The organism is Clostridium cellulovorans 743B, from assembly GCF_000145275.1.
Classification (GTDB): domain Bacteria; phylum Bacillota; class Clostridia; order Clostridiales; family Clostridiaceae; genus Clostridium_K; species Clostridium_K cellulovorans.
Genome location: NC_014393.1, coordinates 4,854,884 through 4,880,528 on the forward strand (window position 1 = coordinate 4,854,884; position 25,645 = coordinate 4,880,528).

Sequence of the window (25,645 nt, forward strand, 5' to 3'; positions counted from 1 at the left end):
AATTTAACTAACTTATTAAACTAACTCTCTCTATCTCATCATCATTAAGCAATTTGTCACAATCCAATAAAAGCTTAACCTCACTTCCTACCTTGCCTATACCTTTTACATAACGGTTGTTAAAGCCTGCTTTTATATCTGGCTGTGGAACAATATTGCTCTCATCTATATTGATTACTTCTGCTACATTATCAACAATGAGACCAACAGAAACATCCTTTATCTCAATAACAACGATACAAGTCCTATCGTTATACTCCTTTGGTTCCTTTTTAAACCTAAGCCTTACGTCAATAACTGGAATAATCTTTCCCCTTAGATTAATTATTCCTCTAACATAGTTAGGTAGCTCCGGAACTTCTGTTATCTCTTGAATACCTATTATTTCTATTACATACATGATTTCAATCCCATAAGTCTCCCTACCAATAGAGAAGGTAAGAAATTTACCTCTTTGGGTATCCTCAATAGTTTCCTCTAATACATCACCCATCTTAATTAACTCCTTTTATCTATCTAAAATACCACTTACATCTAAAATTAAACTCATGCTACCATCTCCAAGTATTGTGCATCCAGCAATACCCTTAGCTTTTTTTACGTAACCTGGTAATGCTTTGACTACTACCTGTTGTTCACCAATTAAAGAATCTACAAATAAACAAGCAACCTTTTTATTGTGCTCTACCACTACTATTATCCCATCAGAAAGAGTTGTAATCTTTGTATTAATATTAAAAATTCTACTCACCCTAAATACTGGATAAGCTTCGCCCCTTATCATTATCAACTCATTTTCATCACTATCGATAATTACCCCATTTTCATCTGGTTTGAAAGATTCTCTAATATTTGTTATAGGTATTGTATATCTTGCTTTTCCAACTAGTACTTCTAAACCGTCGATTATTGCTAAGGTCAAGGGGATTTTAACTGATGTTTTGCTCCCTTTCCCTGGTATGCTCTCAATAAAAATTGTCCCGCCAATACTATCGATGTTTTTCTTTACCACATCCATTCCAACACCACGTCCAGAGTATTCTGTAACTCTTTCGTTGGTTGAAAAACCTGGTAATAAAATAAACGAAAAAATTTCACTATCCGTAAGTTCCTCTTCTACTTTAGTAGTTAAACCCTTATCTCTTGCCTTATCATATATTTTCTTTCTATCAAGTCCTCTTCCGTCATCACTAACAATTATAAATACATCTCCACCAACATTCTTTGCCTCAAGAGTGATTTTTCCTACCTCGGGCTTGCCAGAATCTATTCTTTCCTCTTTTCCTTCAAGTCCATGATCTAATGAATTTCTCACAAGATGCATAAGCGGATCAGAAATATGATCTATAATATTTTTATCAACTTCTGTTTCTTCTCCTATAATTTTAAGTTCAACTAATTTATTTAGCTTTTTGCTCATGTCCCTTACTATCCTATTCATCTTACGAAAAGTCATTGAGACTTCTACCATCCTGATAGACATAACTATGTCCTGCAACTCATTTGTAAGCTTTCTTAGCTGTAATGACGCTTTATTGAAGTTATCTAGTTGTAAACCCTCTAAATCTGGATTTTTTACAACCATAGCTTCTGAAATCACAATTTCACCGACTAAATCTAAAAGCATATCAAGCTTAGAAATATTTACACTTATAATACTTTGATGCTTTCCACTTTTATTCATATTAGTAGCTTCTTCTTTATTACTTCTCATCACTTCTATAGTTTCATTATGAACAACTTCAGACTTTTCTTTTAATGCATTAAGGTCTGGTGGATATTCTTGCACTTGTAATAGTTCAAATTCCTTTAAAAGAACAGTCTCCTCAAGTTGCTCCTGAATCTTTTCCCTTTTTTCGTATGTAGAAAAGCCAATGAAAAATCCATTTTTTCTTATTTCATTGGCACTTTCTTTATTGTCTATGATATCTTCAGGTATGTGATAGATTTCGCTGGCTATACCCTTAAGATTGTGTACTACTGTATAAGCTCTGATGTTTTCCATATCACATTCATCTTCAAAAAAAATCCTGGCAATATACCTCTGTTCATCATCTATATTTAGATTTTGATATGAACTTTTATAAGAATTTGAATTATCCATCTGATTCTTGGAATTATGTTCAACAAATTCACTATTAATTTCGTTCATGGTTTTGAGGATCGATGAAGCTTTTTGTGCTAAAGCCTCGCTATCTCCATCTGGCTCCATATCATTCTCAATCTTCTCAATTTCACCTTTGATAAAATCAATTGCTAGAAGGACCAAGTCAAATAAACTGTCAAAATCTACTGTTATATTTTCATTTTCTCTAATATAGTAGAACAAATCTTCTACAGAATGCGCTAATACAGCTATATTGTTAAACATCATCATAGCTGAAGAACTTTTTATGGTATGCATTATTCTAAAAATTTCATTTATTGCTTCACCACAAAGATCCTTCCTTTTTTCACATTCTATGCTGATTCTTTCAAGTTCATCCACCAGTTGGTTGCTCTCAAAGAGGTATACTTCTAGCATTGGTTCTCTATTTGCTCCTCCCTCTGACATATATCCCCTCTTCTTTCTATTGATTTCTGGAATTCTTCATTACAACTTGCTAAAAACTTTTATTATTGTCTCTTCTTTAAATGGTTTTACTATAAAGCCAAAAGCACCAGCCACCACAGCATCTCTTACAATAGATTCTTGACCCATTGAAGAAATCATGATGATCTTTGCATTTCTATCAAAGTTCTTTATCTCCTTTAGTGCTTCTAAACCAGTCATTATAGGCATGGTAATATCAAGTGTTACGATGTCAGGCTTAAGAAGTTTATACTTTTCAATTGCTTGTTTACCATTTTCTGCTTCAGCAATTACCTCAAACCCATTTCTTTCTAAGACAGATTTTAGAGATATTCTCATAAACATAGCATCATCAGCAATTAATATCTTTTTCATAAACTCCGCCCCCTTAACCTTTACATATTTATGAAGAACATTATAAATTTATTTTTGTTATTACATGAATAAGTTCATTTTAAGACTAAGCTTCAAATCTAAAATATTCATTTATAAGTTCTTACTATCAATAGTAATTATATTTATATTAAGTAAATTTATTCCTTTTAGCTGTATGTAGCTTCATCAACTAATCGCTCCTGTATCATTAAAGTCTTCTTCAGACTTTAAGTCATCAAAGAACTTTAAAAGTTTAGGAATAGTTAACCTATTTTTTTCTTCTCCATGAACATCTAAAACCACTTGCCCTTGATGCATCATTATTAATCTATCACCCATGTTTATGGCATGATTTAAGTTGTGAGTTACCATCATAGTTGTTATCTTATTTTCATTAACTATCTTATCTGTAACTTCACTAATTGTTTGAGAAGTCTTTAAATCCAATGCAGCCGTATGCTCATCTAACAATAATAGCTTTGGCTTACTCATAACCACCATTATTAAGGATAAAGCTTGTCTTTGTCCACCAGAAAGCATCTCTACCTTTGTATCAAGCTTATCCTCAAGACCTAAACCAACTCCAGATAAGACTTTTTTAAAATATTCTATGTTTCTTTTAGAAACTCCTGAAGTTAAATTAACTACTTTTCTTTTGTTATAAGCTATAGATAAATTTTCTAGAATGGTCATATTGGGGGATACACCCTTATATGGGTCCTTAAACACTCTACCTATATATTTAGCACTTTTGTATTCTGCTAACTTTCTTATCTCCCGTTTATTGATAACTATTTCTCCTTGATCTGGAGATATTGCTCCAGCAATGATGTTTAGCAGTGTAGATTTGCCAGCACCATCGCTTCCTATGATAGTAATGAATTCTCCTGGTTTAACTTCTAGATTAAAATCCTTAAAAAGATTTTTTTCATTTACTGTCCCTTTATTAAAGCCTTTAGATAATCTAGTTATTTTTAACAATAGAATCACCCCCATTAATTATCTTCGCAAATTTTAAAGTTCAAATCTTTTGTATCAGTGTAGCATCTTTTTGTAGCATGTTTTTATCACAAAAATGCTACAGCTTAAATGGCTCTATCACTGGGTTTCCAAGCACTTTTTTCCCAATGTAGCATTTTCAAAAAAATAAAGACCTCATCTCTAAAAAAAATAGAAATATAATTTTCCTTATATAGACATATAGTTTTTTATTTTATGCTACATTTGCTATACTATGCTATAAATGGCTCAACCAAGCCGTTTTTAAGGTAGCATTTTGTGTAGCATTTTTATTTTAAACTTGCTACATCTGCTACAGTTAATTTGCTACAGCTGTTAATAATATTTATATGACCCTATATTCTTTATATACATTTTCAGTGAATATTTTGGCAGAATTATCCTCAAAACAAAAAACAGTCTGAGTTGAGGCTTTTGCCTCACTTCAAACTGCTTTTAAAGTAAACTTAGTGAATAATCTTAAATTATTTCTTAGCTAAATATTCCTGCGTCACTAAAACTTTCTCCAGACTTTAACTGATTGAAATATTCTAATAGCTTTGGAATTGTAAGCTCTGCTTTTTCTTTGCCTTCTACATCTAGAACAACTCGCCCTTGATGCATCATTATTAATCTGTCTCCCATGTTTATAGCATGGTTTAAGTTATGTGTTACCATCATAGTGGTAATTTTATGTTCATTTACTATCTTATCAGTAATTTCATTTATCCTTTGAGATGTTTTTGGATCTAGCGCTGCTGTATGCTCATCCAACAATAAAACCTGAGGTTTACTCATAACTGCCATTATCAAGGACAATGCTTGTCTTTGCCCTCCTGACAACATAGCAACCTTTGTTCCAAGCTTATCCTCAAGTCCTAGATTCACCTCTGCTAGTAGCTTCTTGAAGTGATCTATATTCTTCTTAGAAATTCCCGGAGTTAGGTTAAAGGATTTTCCCTTATTATAAGCTATGGACATATTCTCTAGTATAGTCATATTTGGAGATACGCCCTTTGAAGGGTCCTGAAATACTCTTCCTATGAATTTTGCACACTTGTACTCCGCAAGTCTACTAATATCTTTTTTATCAATGATAATTTTTCCGTCATCAGGAACTATAGCTCCAGCTATTATATTTAATAAAGTAGATTTACCAGCACCATTACTTCCTATAATAGTTATAAATTGTCCTTGCTTAACTTCTATATTAAAATCATTAAAAACAATTTTCTCGTTTACAGTTCCTCTATTAAAGCCTTTAGATAGATTCGTTATTGTTAACAACAGTGGCACCTCCGTTTTTCGCCTTCTTAAAGCTCTTGAAGGATAAATGTTTTGTATTTAAAGATAGAGCTACTATTACTATAACAGCAGTTACAAGCTTTAAATCCTGAGGATCTAAACCTAATTCTAAAACACCTGTTACAGCAAGCCTATATATAATAGCACCTAGTGCCGCAGTTGTAGTGGCTTTCATAAAGGAAATCCTTCCAAATATTGATTCTCCTACAATTACCGCTGCTAGACCTATAACTACAGTTCCTGCTCCCATGCCTACATCAGCATAATTCTGATATTGGCATAATAAAGCTCCTGCTAAAGCAGCTAACCCATTTGATATCACAAGTCCTAATATCTTATAGTTATCTTTATTTATAGCTAAAGATGTAACTAATTGTTCGTTATCACCTACAGCTCTTAATATAAAGCCTTTCTTGGTCTTAAGAAAAACATCTAAAAGTATTTTTACTATAATAGCAAAAATTAAAAGTACAACTATCTTAGGTATAACATCCTTAGATAAGAAATGTGATGATCCAAAAATCTGAGTATTAGCTTTGCCCATAACTCTAAGGTTTATGGAATATAATCCTATCATAACTAATATTCCAGCCATCAAATTGTTAATTTTAAGCTTAACATGAAGTAACCCTGTTGTCGCTCCTCCAATACATCCTGCAATAATAGCCACTATTGTTGCTATAAAAGGATTCATACCCTTTGCAATCATAACTGCAGTAACTGCAGCCCCCAATGGCATAGTGCCATCCACGGACATATCAGGAAAATCTAATATCTTATAAGTTATGTATACACCGATAGCGACAATGGCGTATATGAATCCTAATTCTAAAGAACCGATAATAATATCCATTTCTTAACCTCCCCAGTAAAGTTCCTGTCTTTATCTTTTGATACTCTCTTTGTAACCCGCAGAATCAGGCTAATAATGAATTCATTATTAGCCTGAATAAACTGTTAAAATTATTTAACTCCGCCAGTTATCATTTCCGCACTCTTTAATTCATCAGGAATTTTTATGTTTAATTTTTTAGCTGCATCTGTATTAATAGTTATAGTTAAATCATCTAAAGTTTTTATTGGAATTTCTGTTGGTTTTTTACCCTTTATAACTTCAACTGCTGATACTCCTGTTTGGTAACCAAGCTTGTAATAATCAATTCCGTTAGTAGCTAATGCTCCACCTTCAACTTGTCCTTTTTCTGAACCAATTACAGGAATATTATTTTTGAAACATTGTTCAGTAATAATTGGTGTTGCAGAAACAACCATGTTGTCTGTTGGACAATATAAAACATCAATTTTGCTAGTTAATGAGTTAAGAGTTTGTGGTATGTCATTTGTACTAGTTATACCTGCAGTAATTATTTCTAATCCAAAGTTTGGAGCCGCCGCTTTAGCTTTTTCTATTTGAATTTCTGCATTAACCTCACTAGTGTTGTATATAATACCAACCTTTTTAGCTGTTGGTACTAATTTCTTAAGTAAATCAAATTGCTTATCTATAGAAATATCATCTGATGTTCCAGTTACATTTGTTTCTGATTTTTCTAGACTTTTTGCAACACCTGCTTTTACTGGGTCTGTAACTGCTGTTATAAGTATTGGAATATCTTTTGTTGCATTATAAGCAGCTTGAGACGAATCAGTGGATATTGCTAGAATTAAATCTTCCTTGTCGCTTACAAATTTCTGTGCAATTGTTTGTGCAGTAACCTTATCCCCTTGTGCGTTTTGGATATCAAGCTTTACATTCTTTCCATCTTCGTAGCCATTTTCTTTTAATGCTGCTATAAAACCTTCTCTAGCAGAATCTAAGGCTTGATGCTCAACAATTTGTGTAACCCCAATTTTAATCTCTTTCTTGTCTTTTAATGCTGTACTAGATGAGTCCTTGGAACAAGCCCCTAATACAGATACTGTAACTATTGCAGCTAACAGTATTGATAATTTCTTAATTTTCATATTAATTTGCCCCCTAATCATTTATGTTTATCTTCATTTGTTAGTAATATTTATATGATTCTATATTTTTTTTTATACATTGTCAACATTTTTCTCAAATATTCGCAAATTGTTTGTTTACCGTTTACATATTGGTGAAGATTTCTACATTTTTTATCAAATTGTCTTCTCTTAGCTTATAATAAAAAATAGCCCAAAATGATAGCTTGTCCTCATTTTAGACTATTTTTTTACCTTTAATTTTCATAAATTTATGTACCATTTACTTAAGACGTAGTTGAGTCTTGGCGTTCCATCCATATGGTGGTTTTCTGCTTCTAGAAAACCAGATGCAGCCATTACTTATCCACTTTTCTAACCATTTGCCATAAACTTCTTGTCCAGCGTCGTCGTCATCATAACCATATTGAAAACCACAGCAAGGATAAATTTCATCTGAAGCTATTCAAAATTCATCGTATGGGAGATCGATTAAATTATCATAATTGCATACTAGACATGAATTTGTCATCTTATTACCTCCAAATATTCTTGTATATGTATCAGTACCCTCAACAATCTTCAAAAACAGCCTCTATTATCTGTCCATTACCTATTGCATTGAGTCCATCAAATATCATAAATTTTTTACCTTCAATTAATAAATACCTTGGGGCATTATCAAACCATTGTATATATACTTTTACATACCTTTCGTGCATTACCAATTTACCGTCCTATAATTTATCATTACAGCATTTCTATATGTATATTTGCATATAATAAGCCCTTTAACTATCAACCTTCATTATAAGCTTTCCACTCCCCAATCATTATAAGTATAGTATTCATCCTGTGAAATAGATTTATAGTCTACACAGAAATCAAGTAATTTTCTATCTCTTTCTTAAATAAAGATATTATCTTGGCTAAAGATTTCACATACATCAGCTTTATTTTGGGGAGTTAGATTCTTAAAACAAAACACTTCATTATCATTATCCCCATATGGACAAAAGTTTCCATACCTACAAGATTGACAGCATGCGATGCTTATATTTGATGGAAGTGCTTTCTGTAAATACTTTATTGCATACTCAATTTCAGTATGTGCTTGTGTTATAATAGCATATTCTCCTAAATTAATCTCAATTATCTTCAAAAAGCCTGTTATAAAATTTCTCCTCAGATGGAACTGATGCTACTTCTGATGCCTATAATTCTATTTACCATACGTATATTTTGTAATTTTAAAATTTAGCTATGGTCTCCCAACTATAATCTTATTACACAGTCTATCGGCCGATTAGAAGTAATTTGAGCCATCTAAGATTACATAGTAAACAATCACACAATTAACAAATATTTAAACATCCTCTCGAACCACGCACAGCGTATAATTAATTAATCAGTTACTTCTTCATTTGTTTTCCTCTTCTTAACTAGTCTATATATTGACTTTTTACGTCAGCTGCAATATCAGATGAATATAGTTTTACACCCCATGCGCCCATATTACTCCTCCTATCTTTCCATTAAATCTATAGAAAAATAGTGTAGAGAACTTTTTTAAAGTTCTTTACACTATTTCTACATGCATATTCATTTTTCTATATATCCGAGAATTCTGTATTTATTGTTTCCTTGTTAGTAAAGTACTCAGTGTCTTCACCAATAAATTCTTCCTCTTCAATAGTAAATTTCATGACAAACTCACTTCCTACACCCAGCAAGCTATGAACTTCTATTTGTCCGCCTTGGATTTCAACCAGTGATTTTACGAGGGTAAGACCTATTCCAGTTCCTTCTCTGTTTCTTCTTAAAGTTTTATCAACTTGTCCAAATCTTTCAAAGATCAATTCTAGCTTATCTTCTGGTATTCCCACCCCTGTATCTCTTACAGAGATTGCAACCTTATCATCGCATTGATTTATATTTATGAAGATGTCACCTCCAGGATTAGTAAACTTTATAGCATTGGAAATTAGATTTAACAAGCATCTCTCTATCTTGTCCACATCACAATTAATAATAATCTCCTCAACTTCCGTATCAAAGGTTATTTTCAATTCCTTACTTTCCACATATGGAGCTACTGATAAAGTAATGTCCTCAACTATGTTTACTATATTACATTTCTTTAAAGTTATATTTACAAACCCTGAATCAATCTTAGTTATATCCAAGAAATTATTTATCAGTCTCGTAAGCCTGTAACAATTTTGCTTCATGATATTAAAATACTTCTCACTCATAGGCAAATATTCTTCTCGGGCTTTATCACGCATACTGATACTAAGCACTTGTACTGCTGCAAAAATTATGTTTAGAGGAGTCTTAAGTTCGTGTGATATATTTGAAAATAGTTGCATTATGCTATTATTAAATTCTAGAGATTCTGTAAGCAACTCAACATTCCTTTGAACGTCTATCTTTAATTTTTCAACTTGCTTCTTATGAGATATATCTCTAAAAATAGTAAGTGTAGTTGGTTCTCCTTCATAAGTTATAAATATCGAAGTACTTTCAACTTCAAGATTTTTATCCTTACTTTTTATCACACTTTCAAATTTTAAGGATTGGCATTTATCCTTAATTGCATCCCTAAAGAACTGAGCTACTCTATCTCTTTCCCCTTCTTCTATTAGCTCTATCAACTTTTGCTTGTATATTCTTTTTCCATTCTTCATTCCAAATAAGTTTACTGCACTATCATTGGCAAATAAACAGGTCAATTCTCTATGTACTACTATTGCATCTAAGGAATTATTTATAAGAAGGTTATAACAATCTTGATTGTTTATAAGTAATTCCTCTATGTTTCTTCTATGAATATGATTTTTTATAAGTTCCTTATTAAGTACGTTTAGTTCTACGTCTTTCTTCTTAAGTGCTTCACTATTTATTTTGGTAAAGTAACCAAGTGGCCAAGCTGTTAAAAGGAATATCCCTGCTAATATAAGATCATTCTCAAAGCGCATATTTACTACTGCCTTTGGGTCATAGAATATATCAATGGAAAGCATTATCAAGGAAACTACCATAGCATTAGCCATACCAAAATTCATCCCCATCTGTAAAGTAGATGATATTATTATTAATAAAAATAGAAACTTGTATTGTTCAACGGAGTTGTCAGATATTATTATTAAAACTGAAAAAAATGAAATTAATATTATATTCTCAGTGATAATGGTCAATTTCTTATACTTTGATTTTACAGTAGCTAGATAAGTTAGATACCATACTGCTAGTATTAAAACCAAAATAGTTATAAGCATAACTACATAATTCATATTAAAACGATAATTATCATTAAGATAAATTGAACCATCGCCTGAAAAATTATATCTAATAATAATGATTGCTGCTAAAATTAAGGATGCTAATTTTACTGTATAAATAATCTCATTAATCCCATTCTTATTTTCGTTCTCTGTTATTTGCATATATAACTCCTCATCTTTTCTGAGTAAATACGTTACTATATTTGTACAGATGTTCTTTTTCTTCTAAGCAGATAAACTATTCGTAAAACCACCGCAAATAATATTAATGATGGTATTCCATATAGTTCTTTTTTCAATGGGTCACTGAACACATTTTCCAAATTTAAATGTAGTACTTGTCTAAGAAACAAAATATTTATGCCCTCACTTAGTGCTAAACAAGTTATACTTGTGAGCACACCAAAAATCGCCTTATGTACTTCTATCTTACATAGGGTAGCGATTACAATAATTTGTATTATAGCATTGATAATGGTAGTAAGACTTGACTGGATAGGTAAAAATCTAATAAAAATACTAATAGGCATAAAAATATATACCAAATTTAGACACTCTTTTAGTTTTAGCTCTTTCTTAATGAAAACAAAGTTTGCTACTACTAATAGTATCGTTTCTATGATTCCCCTAAGTATATGTCCGTAGGCATCCATATTTACTCACTCTTCTCCTTTTTTTATTCAATTATACCATCTATCTAACTACATTATCAATTCTATGTAATACTATTGCAAATTTAAATTTAATATTAATTTTTATAATTTTCTATGTAGAATTTTCTCCAAAACTGTCTAAAAACTTTTAGGGTAAAATTTTCACACACTCTATAAAAAGACTAACAATAGAATTTTATCCTACTGTTAGCCTTCTTCTATAATATCACTAATTTTAATAATTTACTTCAACTAGTTTTACCATTATAGCTTTTTGAATATGAAGTCTGTTTTCTGCTTCATCAAATATTTCATTAGCATGAGCTTCTAAAACTTCATCTGTTATCTCTTCTTCTCTATGAGCTGGTAAGCAATGAAGAACCATTGCATCTTTCTTAGCATATGAAAGTAATTCCATATTAACTTGGAACCCTTTAAATGCTTTTATTCTTTCAGCAGCTTCACTTTCTTGTCCCATACTAGCCCATACATCTGTTACAACAACATCAGCATCTTTAGTTGCTGCTATTGGTGAATTAGATATTTCAATTTTACTACCTGTTGCTTTTGCGTATTCTTTTGCTTTTTCTACATAGAAATCATTTGGCTTATATCCTTCTGGACTTGCTATAGATATATCCATTCCCATTATGGAACAACCAATCAAGTAGGAATTCACCATGTTGTTTCCATCTCCTATAAAAGCAACTTTTAACCCCTGAAGTTGTCCTTTATATTCTTTTATGGTCATAAGGTCAGCTAAAACCTGGCAAGGATGCTCATTATCTGTAAGAGCATTAATTACTGGAACTGAAGAGTATTGAGCAAGTTCCTTTACAACTTCATCCTTGAAAGTTCTAATCATTATTATATCTAAATATCTAGATAAAACTCTAGCTGTATCCTTAATAGGTTCTCCTCGTCCTATTTGAAGATCATTGGAGGAGAGGAATTCTCCTACTCCGCCAAGTTGAAATATTCCAGTTTCGAAGGACACTCTAGTTCTTGTTGATGCTTTTTCAAAAATCATTCCAAGAGTTTTTCCTTCTAGATATTTATGTGGTATATTATTTTTTCTTTTAAATTTTAAATCTTCACCTAATTGTATTAAATCTAAAATGTCCTCTTTCGTTAAATCTATCATTGACGTTAAATGCTTATTCATAAATTTCCCCCTCATAATCTCTCAAATCACCGTATTGAAGCTTATTTCCGTCATTTAAATACTCAAGAGTCTTTATATATTCTATAGCTGTATCTAGGCATGTGAAACATGGAATTCCGTAATTTATAGAAGCACTTCTTAAAGTTTTACCAAAACTCTCTTCATTTTTGGTTACTATAGAAGTATTGATTACGAATTTAATCTCACCGCTTTTTACAAGTTCTTCAATAGCCTTTGTATTTTCTTTATCAATAATTTTTATTGGTTTTATACCAACTTTTTCTATAGCTTCATAAGTTCCCTTTGAAGCGTATATATTTAGCCCCTTGTCTTTTAATAAATCTGTTATGGTAGTTAGCTCTTCTTTGTTATAAAGGGATATAATAATAGAATTAGCTTTTTTATTTTTATCATTTATATTTCCTATAGCTGCAAAAGTTTTTGCAAGAGCATCTTCTACATTTTTTCCTACGCCCATAACTTCGCCTGTAGACTTCATCTGTGGACCTAAAACGGAATTTACGTTTTTAAGTTTAAAGTATGAGAATACAGGTCCTTTAACAATCGTAAAGTTCGGTTCTTTAACCATTCCATCTTCTATAAAATCAACTATCTTGCCAAGTTCTTTATTTACCATGACTCTTGTAGCTTCTTCTACAACATTGACTCCTGTAGCCTTACTAAAGATTGGCACTGTTCTTGATGCTCTTGGGTTTACTTCTATAACGTAAACCTGCTCATCCTTAACTACATACTGGATATTTATCATTCCGATAACCTTTAGCCCATCTGCAATTGCTCTAGAGTACTTTTGAATCTTCTCTAAAACAACTTCAGATAAGTTTTTCGGAGGATATATAGTCATACTATCTCCAGAGTGAATACCAGCTCTTTCTATATGCTCCATTATACCAATCACTTTTAATGCATAGCCCTTTTCTGTAACAGCCCCAATACCATCTATCTCGACTTCTTTACCTTCTATATATTTATCTATAAGAATAGGTTCTTCATTAGAAACAACTCTTAAAGCAGTGCTCATGTAATGCTCGAATTGTTCTTGATTTCTTACTATCATCATAGCCTCTCCACCTATAACATAGGATGGACGAATTAATGCTGGAAAGCCTATTTCTTTTATCGCAGTTCTTGCTTCTTCTAAATTTACTGCTGTTTTACCCATAGGTCTTTCTATTCCAAGCTTTTCAAGGAAAGCTTCGAAACTACTTCTATCTTCAGCAATATCCAAGCTTTCAGTAGAAGTTCCTAATATATTAACTCCAAAGTGCTGAAGACCAGCTACTAAATTTAAAGAAGTCTGTCCTCCAAATTGAGCAATTACTCCCATTGGTTTTTCTACTTCTATAATATTTAAAACACTTTCTAGAGTCAGCGGTTCAAAATATAATTTATCAGAAGTATCAAAATCAGTACTTACCGTCTCTGGATTATTATTTATCATTATTGCTTCTATGCCCATCTCCTTAAGTGCCATTGCACAGTGAACGCAAGCATAGTCGAATTCAATGCCTTGGCCAATTTTAATAGGACCAGAACCAAGTATTATAACCTTATGACCAGATGAAGCTACTGCTTCTGTTTCCATACCATAATTTGAGTAATAATATGGAGTATCAGAGTAGAACTCCCCTGCACAAGTATCTACCATCTTGTAAGTAGGCATTATTGCTTTTTCTTTTCTATATTCACGGATTTTCTCCCAAGAAACTTTAGTGCAATCACCTATCTCTTCATCGGATATTCCAAGAACCTTAGCAATTGTTAAAAGCTTCAGATTATCTTCCTTAAGAATTTCAGTTCCACATTGCTCTAACTTCTTTTTATGATTAATGATGTTCATAAACTTATCCAAGAACCAAGGAGTTATTTTTGTAATCTCTTGTATCTTTTCCTTAGAAACTCCAAGTTCAAGGGCTTTCATAAGCCAAAGTATTCTATTGCTAGTAGGAACTTTTAATTCCTCATATATTCTTTCTAAGCCAAAATCAGTTTCCTTCAGCTTCATATTTAAAGAATATACTGCCTTCATAAATGCTGCCTCGAAGGTTGTATCTATTGCCATTCCTTCTCCTGTAGCCTTCATTTGAGTTCCAAGAGTATCATCAGCCTCTACAAACTTATCAAAAGGCCACTTTGGAACTTTTACCACTACATAATCAAGAGCTGGCTCAAAGCAAGCAGTCTTCTTTGTGATAGGATTTATTATTTCAAATAAAGAGTATCCAATAGCTATTTTCGCCGCAACCTTTGCTATTGGGTAGCCTGTTACCTTTGAAGCTAAGGCTGAGGATCTACTAACTCTAGGATTAACTTCTATAACGTAATAACTATTATCATAAGGAGATAATGCAAACTGAACGTTACATCCTCCCTCTATTTTTAGATTATCTATAATTTTAAGAGAAGCTGTTCTTAAAAGATGATATTGCTCATCATTTAAGGTTTGTGTTGGTGCAACAACTATGCTGTCTCCAGTATGCACGCCTACTGGATCTATGTTTTCCATGTTACAAATAGTGATACATGTACCAACACTATCTCTCATAACTTCATATTCAATTTCTTTATATCCAAGCAAACTTTTTTCAACAAGAATTTGACCAATAGGACTTAAGGCTATTCCGCTATGCGCTATCTCTTTTAATTGTTCTTCATTATCTGCAATACCACCACCTGTACCACCAAGGGTATAAGCAGGTCTTACGATAACTGGATATCCTATAGTTTTAGCAAAATTTAAAGCAGCCTCTATTGTAGTAACAATTTCACTTTCTGCCATAGGTTCCTTTATATCTTCCATAAGCTTCTTGAATTTTTCTCTGTCTTCGGCCATTTCTATAGTCTCAACAGAGGTTCCAAGTAACTTAACATTATACTTTTCTAATATCCCACTCTCTGAAAGCTGGCAAGCTAAATTTAAAGCAGTTTGACCACCTAAGGTTGCTATTATGCCTTGAGGTCTTTCCTTCTTTATTATTTCCTCACAAGCTTCCAAAGTCATAGGTTCTATATAAACCCTGTCAGCTACTTTAAAGTCTGTCATTATTGTAGCTGGATTACTATTTAATAGTATAACTTCTATTCCTTCTTCTCTTAGTGCTTTACATCCTTGAGTTCCTGAATAATCGAACTCCGCTGCCTGACCTATGATGATAGGGCCAGAGCCAATTATCAGTACCTTTTTAAGCTCTGATTTTTTCATATATATAAGCCCCTTTTTCTATAAGTTCTATAAAATCGTTAAAGAATTCTTCTCCTTCTTTTGGACCTGGAGATGCTTCTGGGTGGAACTGAACTGAGAAAGCAGAATACTCTTCACAGCTTAAACCTTCTACAGTTCCATCATTTAAATTTATATGAGTTATTTTAACGTTCTTTGGTAATGAGCTTGGATCAACACTATAACCATGATTTTGAGAAGTTATCCAAACTTTCTTTGACGCGATATCTTGAACAGGATGATTTCCACCTCTGTGTCCATACTTTAATTTAAAGGTATCTCCACCTAAATGTAGAGCTAGAAGTTGGTGTCCAAGACATATACCCATTATAGGAACTTCCCCTAAAAGTTCCTTTATAAATGATGTTTCTTCCACAATATCCTTTGGATCTCCAGGGCCGTTACTAAGTAGAATTCCTTGTGGATTAAAACTCATTATTGTATCAGCATCTGTGTCAAAAGGCACTACAGTTACATTACAATTTCTCTTTAATAATTCAGTGGCTATACTAGCCTTAAATCCAAAATCCACTAACACTACATCGTACATAGGGTTTTCACATTTTAGTGTGTATATTTCCTTAGTGGATACCGAATCTACTTCACTACCAAACACTCCATTTGAATTATTAAAATCAATATCGTCCTTGTTCTCTTTAGAGATAAAATAACCTTTTAAGGTTCCTTGCTCTCTTATCTCTTTAACAAGTTTTCTTGTATCAATCCCTGCAAAAACAGGAATTTCTCTTTCCTTTAAGAATTCTACGATACCGTTATCCTCACACTCAAAGATTTGATTTACTATGAACCCTGATGCATGAACCTTTTTACTTTCATTAAAAATCTCGTGAACCCCATAGTTCCCAATTAAAGGGTATGTCAAAGTTATAATCTGCCCACAATAAGATGGATCCGTCAAAATCTCTTGATAACCGGTCATGGAAGTATTAAATACAACCTCTCCAACAACAGGGCCATCACCTTTTGGCTCAACTAAAAATCTTCCATTATATACACTGCCATTCTCTAATACTAACATTCCTTCCATGGTACCCCTCCTCATAGACTCTTGATTTTTTCATTATCAGATTATTTCTTACAGTTCATAAGTTCCATTTATTTCAACATATCCATATGTTAAATCACAACCCCAAGCAACAGCTCCTGCTTTGCCATCTTTTAAGTCGATATCTATATAAACTTCATCTCTTAATATAATTTGATGAACTTCTTCTTTATCAAAATTTGTTTCAAAGCCGTTTTCTACGATTTTAACAACTCTATCACCATCTACAAAACCAATATCAATCTTGTTTGGATCAAGATTTGCACCTGAGTATCCTAATGAACACATTATTCTTCCCCAGTTAGCATCTCCACCAAAGAAAGCTGCTTTAACTAAGCTTGAAGTGATAACAGACTTTGCACAAGTTCTCGCATCTAAATCAGAAGCAGCATTATGTATTTCACATTGGATTAATCTTGTTGCACCTTCGCCATCCTTTGCAATCTTCTTCGCTAAATCCTTATTTACAAATTCTAATGCTTCCTTAAATTTTAAATAGTCTTCATTTTCTTCTGTAATCTTTGTATTTTCAGCTGCTCCGTTTGCAAGTACGATTACTGTGTCATTTGTGCTTGTATCTCCATCAACGGATACCATGTTATAAGAATCATTAACAGTTGCTTTTAATGCCTTTGAAAGTAATTCTTTAGAGATATTTACGTCAGTTACTATGAATCCAAGCATTGTTCCCATGTCTGGGTGAATCATACCTGAACCCTTTGCAATAGCTCCGATTGAAACAACCTTTCCACCGATTTCAGTTTCTACAAAAATGCTCTTAGGGAAAGTATCTGTAGTCATTATCGCTTCAGCAGCATCACCTCCACCTTGATAAGAAAGTTCTGCACAACCTTTAACTATTCCAGCCTTTATAATATCCATAGGCATTGGAACTCCAATTCTTCCTGTAGATGAAACTAAAACTTCTTCTGGCTTAAGGTTTAATATTGTAGCCGCTTCCTTTGCCATAGTTTTAGCATCTTCTAAACCTTGTGCTCCATTACAAGCATTTGCATTACCACTGTTGATTACTATTGCCTGAGTATTCTCAGATTTAATGTGTTCCATGTCCATAAGCACTGGCGCTGCTTTAACTTTATTTTTAGTGAAGGTTGCTGCAGCCACAGCTTCTTTCTCACTATATATAATTGCAAAATCTTTTTTCCCGCTCTTTTTTAACCCTGAAATAAATCCAGCTGCTTTTATATTTTTTATATCTGTAATTGTTTTTTCAGTTACTATTTTCATCTTAATTCCTCCTATGGAAACATCGGCATGAAATTTAAGCCTTCAGTTTCTTCTAATCCAAATATTAGGTTCATATTTTGTACTGCTTGCCCTGCAGCTCCCTTAATTAAATTGTCTATTGCAGACATTACTATTACTCTATTTGTTCTTTTATCAACTCTTACTCCGATATCACAAAGGTTTGATCCCTTAACCCATTTAGTTTCTGGGAATCCATCTATAACTCTTACGAATTTCTCATCTTTGTAGAATTCTTTATAAAAATCAAGAATTTCTTCTGTTGTCATATCCTTTTTAAGTTGTGCATAGCATGTTGATAATATACCTCTTGCCATTGGCACAAGATGTGGTGTAAAGGATATAATTACTTCGTCTCCTGCAAGTGCTGATAACTGTTGTTCAATCTCTGGAGTGTGCCTGTGAGTGGTAACCCCATATGCCTTAAAGGATTCACTACTTTCACAATATAGATTTTGTATATTTGCTCCTCTTCCAGCTCCTGATATTCCTGATTTAGCATCTACTATTATTGATTTAAGCTCTACTAATCCATTTTTAACTAATGGTGCTAGTCCTAAAGCTGTAGCTGTTGGATAACAACCTGGATTTGCAATTAAAGCTTTTCCTTTAATATCTTCTCTATTTAATTCCACTAAGCCGTACACAGCTTCGTCTAAAAGCTCTGCCGCATTGTGATCTATCTTATACCATTCCTCATAACAGTTAACGTCCTTAATTCTGAAATCTGGTCCAAGATCTATAATCTTGATTCCTTTCTTCATAGCTTCTTTTGCTATTTCAAAGGCACCACCTTGATGTAATGCTACAAATAAGACATCTACCTCATCTAATCTTTCTGTAGCTTCCTTTAAATCTATACACTTTTGATTTATAAATCCTCTAAAATTACTGTATACATCATCAAAGGACATTCCCGCATAATTATGAGCAGTAAGATAAACTATATTCACATCCTTGTGATTGTTTAAAATCCATACAAGCTGTTCTCCTGCATAGCCTGTTGCTCCAATTATCCCTGCATTTATCATCAATCGCACCTCCGAAATTATTAATCAACTAGTATAATAATGCACTATCTAGTGACGAAAGTCAAGGTTATTTATGAATATTTATAAAAATATATTGTATATTTATTATAGGGGTCGTATAATTATTGTATCTTATAAAATGTTAGCTTCAATAGTTAGACTTTGTATGTATGGACAACTGCATAAATGATGTATAATAATTGTATAAAAATAAGCTTAGAGCACTTTTTGCTTTCAACTTGTTTTACTTAGGAGGTATGAATAATGATAAAAAACCATGTAATGAACACTTACGGTCGTGCTGATATAATCTTCGAAAAAGGTATTGGGACAAAATTATATGATACAGAAGGTAAAGAATACTTAGACTTTGTAAGCGGAATCGCTGTAAACTGTCTTGGCCATAGCCATCCAGTTATCGTAAATGCTATTAAAGCTCAAAGCGAAAAACTTATGCATGTTTCAAATTATTATTGGAATGAATACAACATAAAATTATCAGATATATTAACTAAAAACTCTGATCACGAAAGTGTATTTTTCACAAACAGTGGAGCAGAAGCTCTTGAAGGAGCAATGAAGCTTTGCAGAAAGTACGGAAAAACTCAAAGTGAAGATAAAGATGTAATCCTATATCTTTCTGGCTCTTTCCACGGAAGAACTATGGGTGCTATTTCAATAACAGGCCAACCTGCATATCAGAAACCATTTATGCCTATAATCCCCAATACTGTAATGGTAGAGTTTAACTCAGTTGAAGATTTAAAATCTAAGTTCACAGAAAAGGTCTGCGGAATTATTTTAGAACCAGTTCAAGGTGAAGGTGGTCTTAGTGCCTGCTCAATGGAATTCTTACAAACAGCTAAAGACCTTTGTGAGAAAAACGATGCTTTACTTGTTTTCGATGAAGTTCAATGTGGTATCGGAAGACTTGGAACTTTATTCGCTTATGAAAAATTCGGAATTATCCCAGACGTTATCTGTATAGCTAAAGCTTTAGGTGGTGGAGTTCCAATCGGAGCTTTCATTGCAAACGAAAAAACTTCAAACGTTCTTGTACCTGGTGACCACGGAACTACTTACGGTGGAAACCCATTTGTTTGCTCAGTTGCCTGTGCTGTATTAGATGAACTTATAAATAATGGTGTAATCAAAGGTGTAGATGCAAAGTCAGAATACATGAAGAGTAAACTTTTAGAATTAAAAGAAAAATATCCTTCTAAGATATCAGAGATCAAAGGTATGGGGCTATTAATAGGCTTTAAATTAGAAGGAAGTCCAAAGGAATTTATGACAAAGGCTTTAGAGAAAGGACTTCTAGTAATCTATGCTAACAACAATGTTGTAAGATTATTACCTCCTCTAAATGTAACAGAAGCAGAAATCGATGCTGCAATTGAATTATTAGATAAGGTGTTTGCTGAGTTTTAGGTCTAGTATTAAAAGTTAACGCAAACTTATTTATAAGGTGTAAAACTTATACTATCCTTAGTATTGTTTGAACCATATCCACAATGGATTGAACCCAAAATATTAAACAGCTTTTATTAAGTAACTATCTAGGACTGAATCTTGTATTTTACAAGATTCAGTCTCTTTAATTTACTCTTAATTCTTTTCCATAGCAATTACTAATGTAAATATTTTTAACTTAAATATTTATAAGTTAAAAGTTTATAATTATAGTTAGCCGATATTTTGAAAGTCCCAAATTCCAATTTTACATTTCTAAAACAAAATTTATCCAATAGAATTTATCTTCTCATAGGCGGTACAAATAAATGGAATAGGCAGATCATACTTTGCTGCTAATTCTATTAGTGTTTGTCCAAATAATTCTCTTTCATCTTTCTTGTCTTTCAATTCAAAATCTCTTTGGAAGGATGTTTTTGCTTCATAAGGGAAATTCCTTGCCTTATTATACGCTGATTCTATTATATTTTCCGGAAGATTTACCTCTTCTTTTTTGCTTATCTCAACTATTTCTTTCATTATCCCTTTGACTTTTTTACTACTATCTTCATCTTTAAAGACTTGTCCTAATGTCTTATTCTCACTAGCTGTCACTAGTCCATATGCTGCTATAAAAATATATTTGCTCCAAATTTCTTTAGTATATTCACTACTATAGCTATACTGAATATTCGCTCTATCCATGAGTTCACATACATCAGTAGCATCTACTACTGTATTTTTAGGATCTTTGCCGAATATTATCGTGCATGCTCCTCCATTCTGTTCAACAATGCCAGGTTCCTTAATATGAGTTCCAACATAAACACAAGCTGGAAAAACAACACCATTCTTTATAATCTTTCGTATTCTTTCATAAATATCAATTCCATTTAACAATGGTATAATCTTTGTATTATCGCCCATCTTAGGTACAAGTCTTATTAATGTATCATCTAAGTCATATTGTTTTACACAAATATAACAAATATCTAGTATAGGCAATTCTTCAAGTCTATCTGTTGCCATAGTAGGTACACACTTCATCGTACCTTCTTGCTTGGTGATTAATGTTAACCCGTTTTTTTGTATTACCTCTAGGTGATTTCCCCTAGCAACAAAATATATCTTTAAATTTCTTTCTGCATCAACTAGTAATTGTGCCATTTTGCCCCCAAAATAACCACCAACACCACCAACTCCAATAAATGCAACATTTTTCATTACTTCAACCCCTTATTTATATCTCCAGTGGTAATAGTTATAAAACCCTAATAAGCAGTTATTTTTTACCTTGATAGGTATTTACCTAGTAAAATCACCCACTTGTATATTCTATCATTAATTCAATATTGTGTAATTGAATTTGCAAAATATATTTACGTTTCTTGCTATTTTTCACCAAGAGAAATATCTATATTCTAACTTCAATATCAAATCCTTTAAAGCCTTGTTGGTGAGATATCAGTTTACATATCTTTAATATTTCTCCCAACTTCACATATACTTTATAAGAACCCTTAAAGAGATAATTGACTTCTTATAGGTTCATAGGATTAATATTTTAGGAGTATTTATGAGTTATACAACGAATAGACAACCCCAAGGTATCTTGAAAAATGATGAAACTTTTCTTAGAGAAGGGTTAGTGGCTGAAATCGTAGCAATAAATGATTATAATCACTTTTTAACTTTTACTGAAAACAAAGAAGTGAGGGATATCTTTCACCATATAATGAAGGAAGAAAAAGAACATTACGGTCTATTTCTACAAGCTCTAAGAACTATCGACTCAGAGCAAGAAAATTTATCAAAAGATATGGCTGAACACATTAAAATATCAGCAAAACATTCTTATAAAGACTATTCTGGCGGAAAAGAAAATAGAAGTTTACTGCTTACCTATATTAGAGAAGCTATAAAAGGAGAGTTTGAAGCAATTATTTTATACGAGGATTTCTTAAGTAATACGCAAAATAAAGCTTTATTCAAACTTATAAAAGAAGTTACTTCGGATGAAAAGGAACATGTTGAAGAATTAACTAGAGCTTTAATTCTTTTAGATAAGGATAAATACGGACCTCTCATATAGAAAAAATAATGCATATTTAAACTTTTGTTATAAATATGCATTATTTTAATGTATAATAAGGTTAGAATTTTGAATTGTAACTATCTATGTGTTATAATGACCAAATGATAATGATAAGAAAAGTGAGGAATGAAATACGTGATAACAGTAACTAATGTAAGTCTGAGATACGGTGACAGAAAATTATTTGAAGACGTAAATCTTAAATTTACTCCTGGCAACTGCTATGGTGTAATAGGTGCAAACGGCGCTGGTAAGAGTACATTTTTAAAGATTTTATCTGGAGAAATTGAACCTAACACTGGTGAAGTAAGTATTCCAAAAGGAATAAGAATGTCTGTATTAAAACAGAACCATTTCGAATACGATGAGTTCCCTGTACTTGAAACTGTAATAATGGGTAATGCAAGACTTTATGAAATAATGAATGAAAAAGACGCACTATATGCTAAACCTGATTTCAACGATGAAGACGGAATAAGAGCATCTGAGTTAGAAGGCGAATTTGCTGACTTAAACGGTTGGGAAGCAGAGTCTGAAGCTTCTACATTACTTCAAGGTCTAGGCATAACAACAGATCTTCATGATAAAAAAGTTTCAGAACTAGATGGTGGAGAAAAAGTGAAGGTATTAATCGCACAAGCACTTTTTGGAAACCCTGGTATCCTTATTCTTGACGAACCTACAAACCATTTAGATATTAAATCCATCAACTGGTTAGAAGAGTTCTTAATCAACTTCGAAGGTACAGTTATCGTAGTATCCCATGACAGACACTTCTTGAATAGCGTTTGTACTACAATGGCAGATGTTGACTTTGGTAAGATTAAATTATATGTTGGTAACTATGATTTCTGGTATGAATCAAGCCAGCTAGCTCTTCAAATGGCTAAGGATCAAAATAAAAAGAAAGAAGAAAAAATTAAGGAATTACAAGAATTTATCGCTAGATTTAGTGCTAACGCTTCAAAATCAAAGCAAGCTACTTCTCGTAAAAAACTTCTTGATAAAATCAATCTTGATGACATTCAACCATCAAGCAGAAGATATCCTTTCGTAGGCTTTAAACCAGAAAGAGAAGTTGGAAATGATATTTTAAGAGTAGACGGAATCTCTAAGACTATCGATGGTGTTAAAGTCTTAAATGATGTTTCCTTCATAGTTAATAAAGATGATAAAATTGCTTTTGTAGGCAATAATGAAATAGCAATCACCACCCTATTCAAAATCCTAATGGGTGAAATGGAACCAGACAGCGGAGAATTTAAATGGGGTGTTACTATAACTACTGCATACTTCCCTAAGGATAACAATGAATTCTTTGAAAACTCCAACTTAAGCCTTGTTGATTGGCTAAGACAATATTCAGAAGAAAAATCTGAAAGCTATTTAAGAGGCTTCCTTGGAAGAATGTTATTCTCTGGAGATGAAGCTTTAAAAGAAGCTTCCGTATTATCAGGAGGAGAAAAAGTAAGATGTATGCTATCAAAAATGATGCTTAGCAGTGCTAACGTATTACTTTTTGATCAACCTACAAACCACTTAGACCTTGAATCAATAACAGCTGTAAACAATGGTTTAAGAGATTTCAAGAGCAACTTACTATTCACTTCTCATGACCATCAATTCGTGCAAACTATAGCAAACAGAATTATCGAAATTACTGAAGACGGAACTATCGATAAGGTTATGACATACGACGAATACTTAGAATTTAAGAACCAACTATAAAATCTAAGGCTATAGCACCAACTGCTATAGCCTTTATGTAATCTTTAATCATCTATTTTTAAATTAACACTATCACAATTTGGACATGCAATCTATAACTTTGTCCTTTCCTCAATATGAAGGTTTTACACTGATTACTATGGAATTTTTTTTCATAATTTGTTATATAATTAGACTTATCAACCTCTACCTCTCATGTTAGGACTTCTGGATTATTTGTCCATAACCTAAGTTAAACAAATTCTTTACTCAAGGAGCTTATTATATGAAATTATCATCTTCAAGTTCATTTACTCTAAACTTAATAAGAGTCGTAGCCGCTGAATTAGTTTTAATTGGCCATGGCTTAAACTTTTTTAACGTACTTGACATATTAAAACCACCACATTTTCCTTATATGCAAAATATTGCTGTAATACTATTTTTTATATTGTCAGGTTTTCTAATATCCTATTCAATTTTTAATAAAAGCAATAATAAACAATACTTTTTCAAAGACTATTTTATAGAAAGATTTTCAAGAATATACTCAGCATTAGTTCCATCAATATTTTTAATAATCATAATAGATCTTTTCAATAAATATCTATTTACTGGATACATCCATAACAATTCATTTAATGTAAAAACTTTTATTGGTAACTTATTTATGCTTCAAAATTACCCAGTTCTAAATGGATTATCTAATATCTTTATTATAGATTTCTTTGGTTCTGGAAGACCACTTTGGACTTTACAAATAGAATGGTGGCTCTATTTATGGTTTGGATATTTAATAATTGTCTGCTTTTTTAAGAGAACAAAAACAAAAAATAAACTAATACATATTGCATTTATAATTCTCTTTAGTCCAATTCCTATTAAAAACATTTTACCAATTCACGGTACTAGTCTGACTTTAGTGTGGCTAATGGGTGTATCAATTTATCTTTTAACTAATATAAATTTCATAAAAAATTTAAGCAAATCTCGCTCCCTAATTCTTTTGCTTATCTTTGCCTTTAGTTCATCATTCAGAATAATGTTAACAAAATCAGCCTATGATACACTTTTTGCAATTTCTATTTCAAGTGCATTATTATTTTTGCTAAACATATGTCAACAAACCACTGTTGAAGTGCCAAATAAATTTAAATCAATAGTACAATTTATGGCAAATTACTCATTTACCCTTTACTTAACACATCACTCAATCTTATATTTACTTGCCAACTTGAAGAATAAAATCTCACCATCTGTACTATTAATTTTTTCATTTATATTCTGTAATCTTTTAGCTGCCTTTTTTGCATCTTTCACTGAAATGCAACACAAGAAATTAGCCAATAAGTTGAAATCTATTTGTAATCGAGTAGGCAGTAGATCCCATTCAATATATCCTTCTTAAGTAAGACTAGATTTTATTTCAATTATTGTGGAAGTTCATCTACTTTCACAATCAAGCTGTGAAATACCAAGAAAAGATG

21 protein-coding genes are annotated in these 25,645 nt (G+C 32.2%); 4 read left to right on the forward strand and 17 right to left on the reverse strand.

Going from position 1 to position 25,645, the window contains the following annotated elements; all coding sequences use genetic code 11:
• Positions 1–7 precede the first annotated feature (7 nt).
• From CLOCEL_RS20170 to argC, 16 genes are all read right to left on the reverse strand, one after another.
• A complete protein-coding gene (locus CLOCEL_RS20170) occupies positions 8–493 on the reverse strand; it encodes a chemotaxis protein CheW (RefSeq protein ID WP_010074043.1) in 486 nt (161 codons plus the stop codon).
• 15 nt (positions 494–508) lie between these two features.
• Positions 509–2,554 carry a chemotaxis protein CheA gene (locus CLOCEL_RS20175; protein ID WP_010074044.1) on the reverse strand — a complete coding sequence of 682 codons (2,046 nt, stop codon included), beginning with the start codon at positions 2,552–2,554 and terminating at the stop codon, positions 509–511.
• 39 nt (positions 2,555–2,593) lie between these two features.
• On the reverse strand, positions 2,594–2,947 hold the full coding sequence (locus CLOCEL_RS20180; protein WP_010074045.1) for a response regulator: 354 nt from the start codon (positions 2,945–2,947) through the stop codon (positions 2,594–2,596).
• Between the two features lie 186 nt (positions 2,948–3,133).
• Positions 3,134–3,928, reverse strand: coding sequence for an ABC transporter ATP-binding protein (locus CLOCEL_RS20185; protein ID WP_010074046.1), 795 nt, complete (start codon positions 3,926–3,928; stop codon positions 3,134–3,136).
• A gap of 510 nt (positions 3,929–4,438) precedes the next feature.
• The gene (locus CLOCEL_RS20190; RefSeq protein WP_010074047.1) at positions 4,439–5,233 is read right to left on the reverse strand and encodes an ABC transporter ATP-binding protein; all 795 of its coding nucleotides are present in this window, start codon (positions 5,231–5,233) and stop codon (positions 4,439–4,441) included.
• Positions 5,208–6,104, reverse strand: a complete 897-nt coding sequence (locus CLOCEL_RS20195) for an ABC transporter permease (protein WP_013291961.1) — start codon at positions 6,102–6,104, stop codon at positions 5,208–5,210. The genes CLOCEL_RS20190 and CLOCEL_RS20195 overlap by 26 nt, the downstream gene beginning before the upstream one ends.
• Positions 6,105–6,214: 110 nt before the next feature.
• On the reverse strand, positions 6,215–7,216 hold the full coding sequence (locus CLOCEL_RS20200; protein ID WP_010074049.1) for an ABC transporter substrate-binding protein: 1,002 nt from the start codon (positions 7,214–7,216) through the stop codon (positions 6,215–6,217).
• Positions 7,217–7,767: 551 nt separating this feature from the next.
• Positions 7,768–7,917 (reverse strand): hypothetical protein, encoded by a 150-nt coding sequence (locus tag CLOCEL_RS23365; RefSeq protein WP_010074050.1) that lies wholly within the window; start codon positions 7,915–7,917, stop codon positions 7,768–7,770.
• Between the two features lie 185 nt (positions 7,918–8,102).
• Positions 8,103–8,357 carry a hypothetical protein gene (locus CLOCEL_RS20205; protein ID WP_010074051.1) on the reverse strand — a complete coding sequence of 85 codons (255 nt, stop codon included), beginning with the start codon at positions 8,355–8,357 and terminating at the stop codon, positions 8,103–8,105.
• A 448-nt stretch (positions 8,358–8,805) separates the two neighbouring features.
• The gene (locus CLOCEL_RS20210) at positions 8,806–10,644 is read right to left on the reverse strand and encodes a sensor histidine kinase (protein ID WP_010074052.1); all 1,839 of its coding nucleotides are present in this window, start codon (positions 10,642–10,644) and stop codon (positions 8,806–8,808) included.
• A 35-nt stretch (positions 10,645–10,679) separates the two neighbouring features.
• Positions 10,680–11,135, reverse strand: a complete 456-nt coding sequence (locus CLOCEL_RS20215) for a hypothetical protein (protein ID WP_010074053.1) — start codon at positions 11,133–11,135, stop codon at positions 10,680–10,682.
• Positions 11,136–11,370: 235 nt separating this feature from the next.
• The gene (gene argF / locus CLOCEL_RS20220; protein WP_010074054.1) at positions 11,371–12,300 is read right to left on the reverse strand and encodes an ornithine carbamoyltransferase; all 930 of its coding nucleotides are present in this window, start codon (positions 12,298–12,300) and stop codon (positions 11,371–11,373) included.
• Entirely contained in the window at positions 12,293–15,523 is a 3,231-nt protein-coding gene (gene carB / locus CLOCEL_RS20225; RefSeq protein WP_010074055.1) for a carbamoyl-phosphate synthase (glutamine-hydrolyzing) large subunit, read from the reverse strand. The genes argF and carB overlap by 8 nt, the downstream gene beginning before the upstream one ends.
• The gene (locus tag CLOCEL_RS20230; RefSeq protein WP_010074056.1) at positions 15,504–16,589 is read right to left on the reverse strand and encodes a carbamoyl phosphate synthase small subunit; all 1,086 of its coding nucleotides are present in this window, start codon (positions 16,587–16,589) and stop codon (positions 15,504–15,506) included. The genes carB and CLOCEL_RS20230 overlap by 20 nt, the downstream gene beginning before the upstream one ends.
• Before the next feature lie 48 nt (positions 16,590–16,637).
• Entirely contained in the window at positions 16,638–17,855 is a 1,218-nt protein-coding gene (argJ, locus tag CLOCEL_RS20235; protein ID WP_010074057.1) for a bifunctional glutamate N-acetyltransferase/amino-acid acetyltransferase ArgJ, read from the reverse strand.
• 11 nt (positions 17,856–17,866) lie between these two features.
• On the reverse strand, positions 17,867–18,904 hold the full coding sequence (argC, locus tag CLOCEL_RS20240; protein WP_010074058.1) for an N-acetyl-gamma-glutamyl-phosphate reductase: 1,038 nt from the start codon (positions 18,902–18,904) through the stop codon (positions 17,867–17,869).
• A gap of 264 nt (positions 18,905–19,168) precedes the next feature.
• On the opposite strand from argC, the gene CLOCEL_RS20245 reads away from it, so the two are divergent.
• On the forward strand, positions 19,169–20,335 hold the full coding sequence (locus CLOCEL_RS20245; RefSeq protein WP_010074059.1) for an aspartate aminotransferase family protein: 1,167 nt from the start codon (positions 19,169–19,171) through the stop codon (positions 20,333–20,335).
• 309 nt (positions 20,336–20,644) lie between these two features.
• Here CLOCEL_RS20245 and CLOCEL_RS20250 read toward each other — a convergent pair whose 3' ends face one another.
• Positions 20,645–21,580, reverse strand: a complete 936-nt coding sequence (locus CLOCEL_RS20250) for a ketopantoate reductase family protein (RefSeq protein ID WP_010074060.1) — start codon at positions 21,578–21,580, stop codon at positions 20,645–20,647.
• A 352-nt stretch (positions 21,581–21,932) separates the two neighbouring features.
• On the opposite strand from CLOCEL_RS20250, the gene CLOCEL_RS20255 reads away from it, so the two are divergent.
• The 3 genes from CLOCEL_RS20255 (at position 21,933) to CLOCEL_RS20265 (ending at position 25,566) form a co-directional block, all read left to right on the forward strand.
• Entirely contained in the window at positions 21,933–22,448 is a 516-nt protein-coding gene (locus CLOCEL_RS20255; protein ID WP_010074061.1) for a ferritin family protein, read from the forward strand.
• A 138-nt stretch (positions 22,449–22,586) separates the two neighbouring features.
• Positions 22,587–24,179 carry an ABC-F family ATP-binding cassette domain-containing protein gene (locus CLOCEL_RS20260; RefSeq protein ID WP_010074062.1) on the forward strand — a complete coding sequence of 531 codons (1,593 nt, stop codon included), beginning with the start codon at positions 22,587–22,589 and terminating at the stop codon, positions 24,177–24,179.
• A 265-nt stretch (positions 24,180–24,444) separates the two neighbouring features.
• The gene (locus CLOCEL_RS20265; protein WP_010074063.1) at positions 24,445–25,566 is read left to right on the forward strand and encodes an acyltransferase family protein; all 1,122 of its coding nucleotides are present in this window, start codon (positions 24,445–24,447) and stop codon (positions 25,564–25,566) included.
• Positions 25,567–25,645: the final 79 nt, after the last annotated feature.

Excerpts from the sequence above, each read along its gene's own strand:
- CLOCEL_RS20170 (WP_010074043.1), bottom strand. The coding sequence starts at position 493 with ATGGGTGATGTATTAGAGGAAACTATTGAGGATACCCAAAGAGGTAAA.
- CLOCEL_RS20175 (WP_010074044.1), bottom strand. The coding sequence starts at position 2,554 with ATGTCAGAGGGAGGAGCAAATAGAGAACCAATGCTAGAAGTATACCTC.
- CLOCEL_RS20180 (WP_010074045.1), bottom strand. The coding sequence starts at position 2,947 with ATGAAAAAGATATTAATTGCTGATGATGCTATGTTTATGAGAATATCT.
- CLOCEL_RS20195 (WP_013291961.1), bottom strand. The coding sequence starts at position 6,104 with ATGGATATTATTATCGGTTCTTTAGAATTAGGATTCATATACGCCATT.
- CLOCEL_RS20200 (WP_010074049.1), bottom strand. The coding sequence starts at position 7,216 with ATGAAAATTAAGAAATTATCAATACTGTTAGCTGCAATAGTTACAGTA.
- CLOCEL_RS23365 (WP_010074050.1), bottom strand. The coding sequence starts at position 7,917 with ATGCACGAAAGGTATGTAAAAGTATATATACAATGGTTTGATAATGCC.
- CLOCEL_RS20210 (WP_010074052.1), bottom strand. The coding sequence starts at position 10,644 with ATGCAAATAACAGAGAACGAAAATAAGAATGGGATTAATGAGATTATT.
- CLOCEL_RS20215 (WP_010074053.1), bottom strand. The coding sequence starts at position 11,135 with ATGGATGCCTACGGACATATACTTAGGGGAATCATAGAAACGATACTA.
- argF (WP_010074054.1), bottom strand. The coding sequence starts at position 12,300 with ATGAATAAGCATTTAACGTCAATGATAGATTTAACGAAAGAGGACATT.
- carB (WP_010074055.1), bottom strand. The coding sequence starts at position 15,523 with ATGAAAAAATCAGAGCTTAAAAAGGTACTGATAATTGGCTCTGGCCCT.
- CLOCEL_RS20230 (WP_010074056.1), bottom strand. The coding sequence starts at position 16,589 with ATGGAAGGAATGTTAGTATTAGAGAATGGCAGTGTATATAATGGAAGA.
- argJ (WP_010074057.1), bottom strand. The coding sequence starts at position 17,855 with ATGAAAATAGTAACTGAAAAAACAATTACAGATATAAAAAATATAAAA.
- argC (WP_010074058.1), bottom strand. The coding sequence starts at position 18,904 with ATGATAAATGCAGGGATAATTGGAGCAACAGGCTATGCAGGAGAACAG.
- CLOCEL_RS20245 (WP_010074059.1), top strand. The coding sequence starts at position 19,169 with ATGATAAAAAACCATGTAATGAACACTTACGGTCGTGCTGATATAATC.
- CLOCEL_RS20250 (WP_010074060.1), bottom strand. The coding sequence starts at position 21,580 with ATGAAAAATGTTGCATTTATTGGAGTTGGTGGTGTTGGTGGTTATTTT.
- CLOCEL_RS20255 (WP_010074061.1), top strand. The coding sequence starts at position 21,933 with ATGAGTTATACAACGAATAGACAACCCCAAGGTATCTTGAAAAATGAT.
- CLOCEL_RS20265 (WP_010074063.1), top strand. The coding sequence starts at position 24,445 with ATGAAATTATCATCTTCAAGTTCATTTACTCTAAACTTAATAAGAGTC.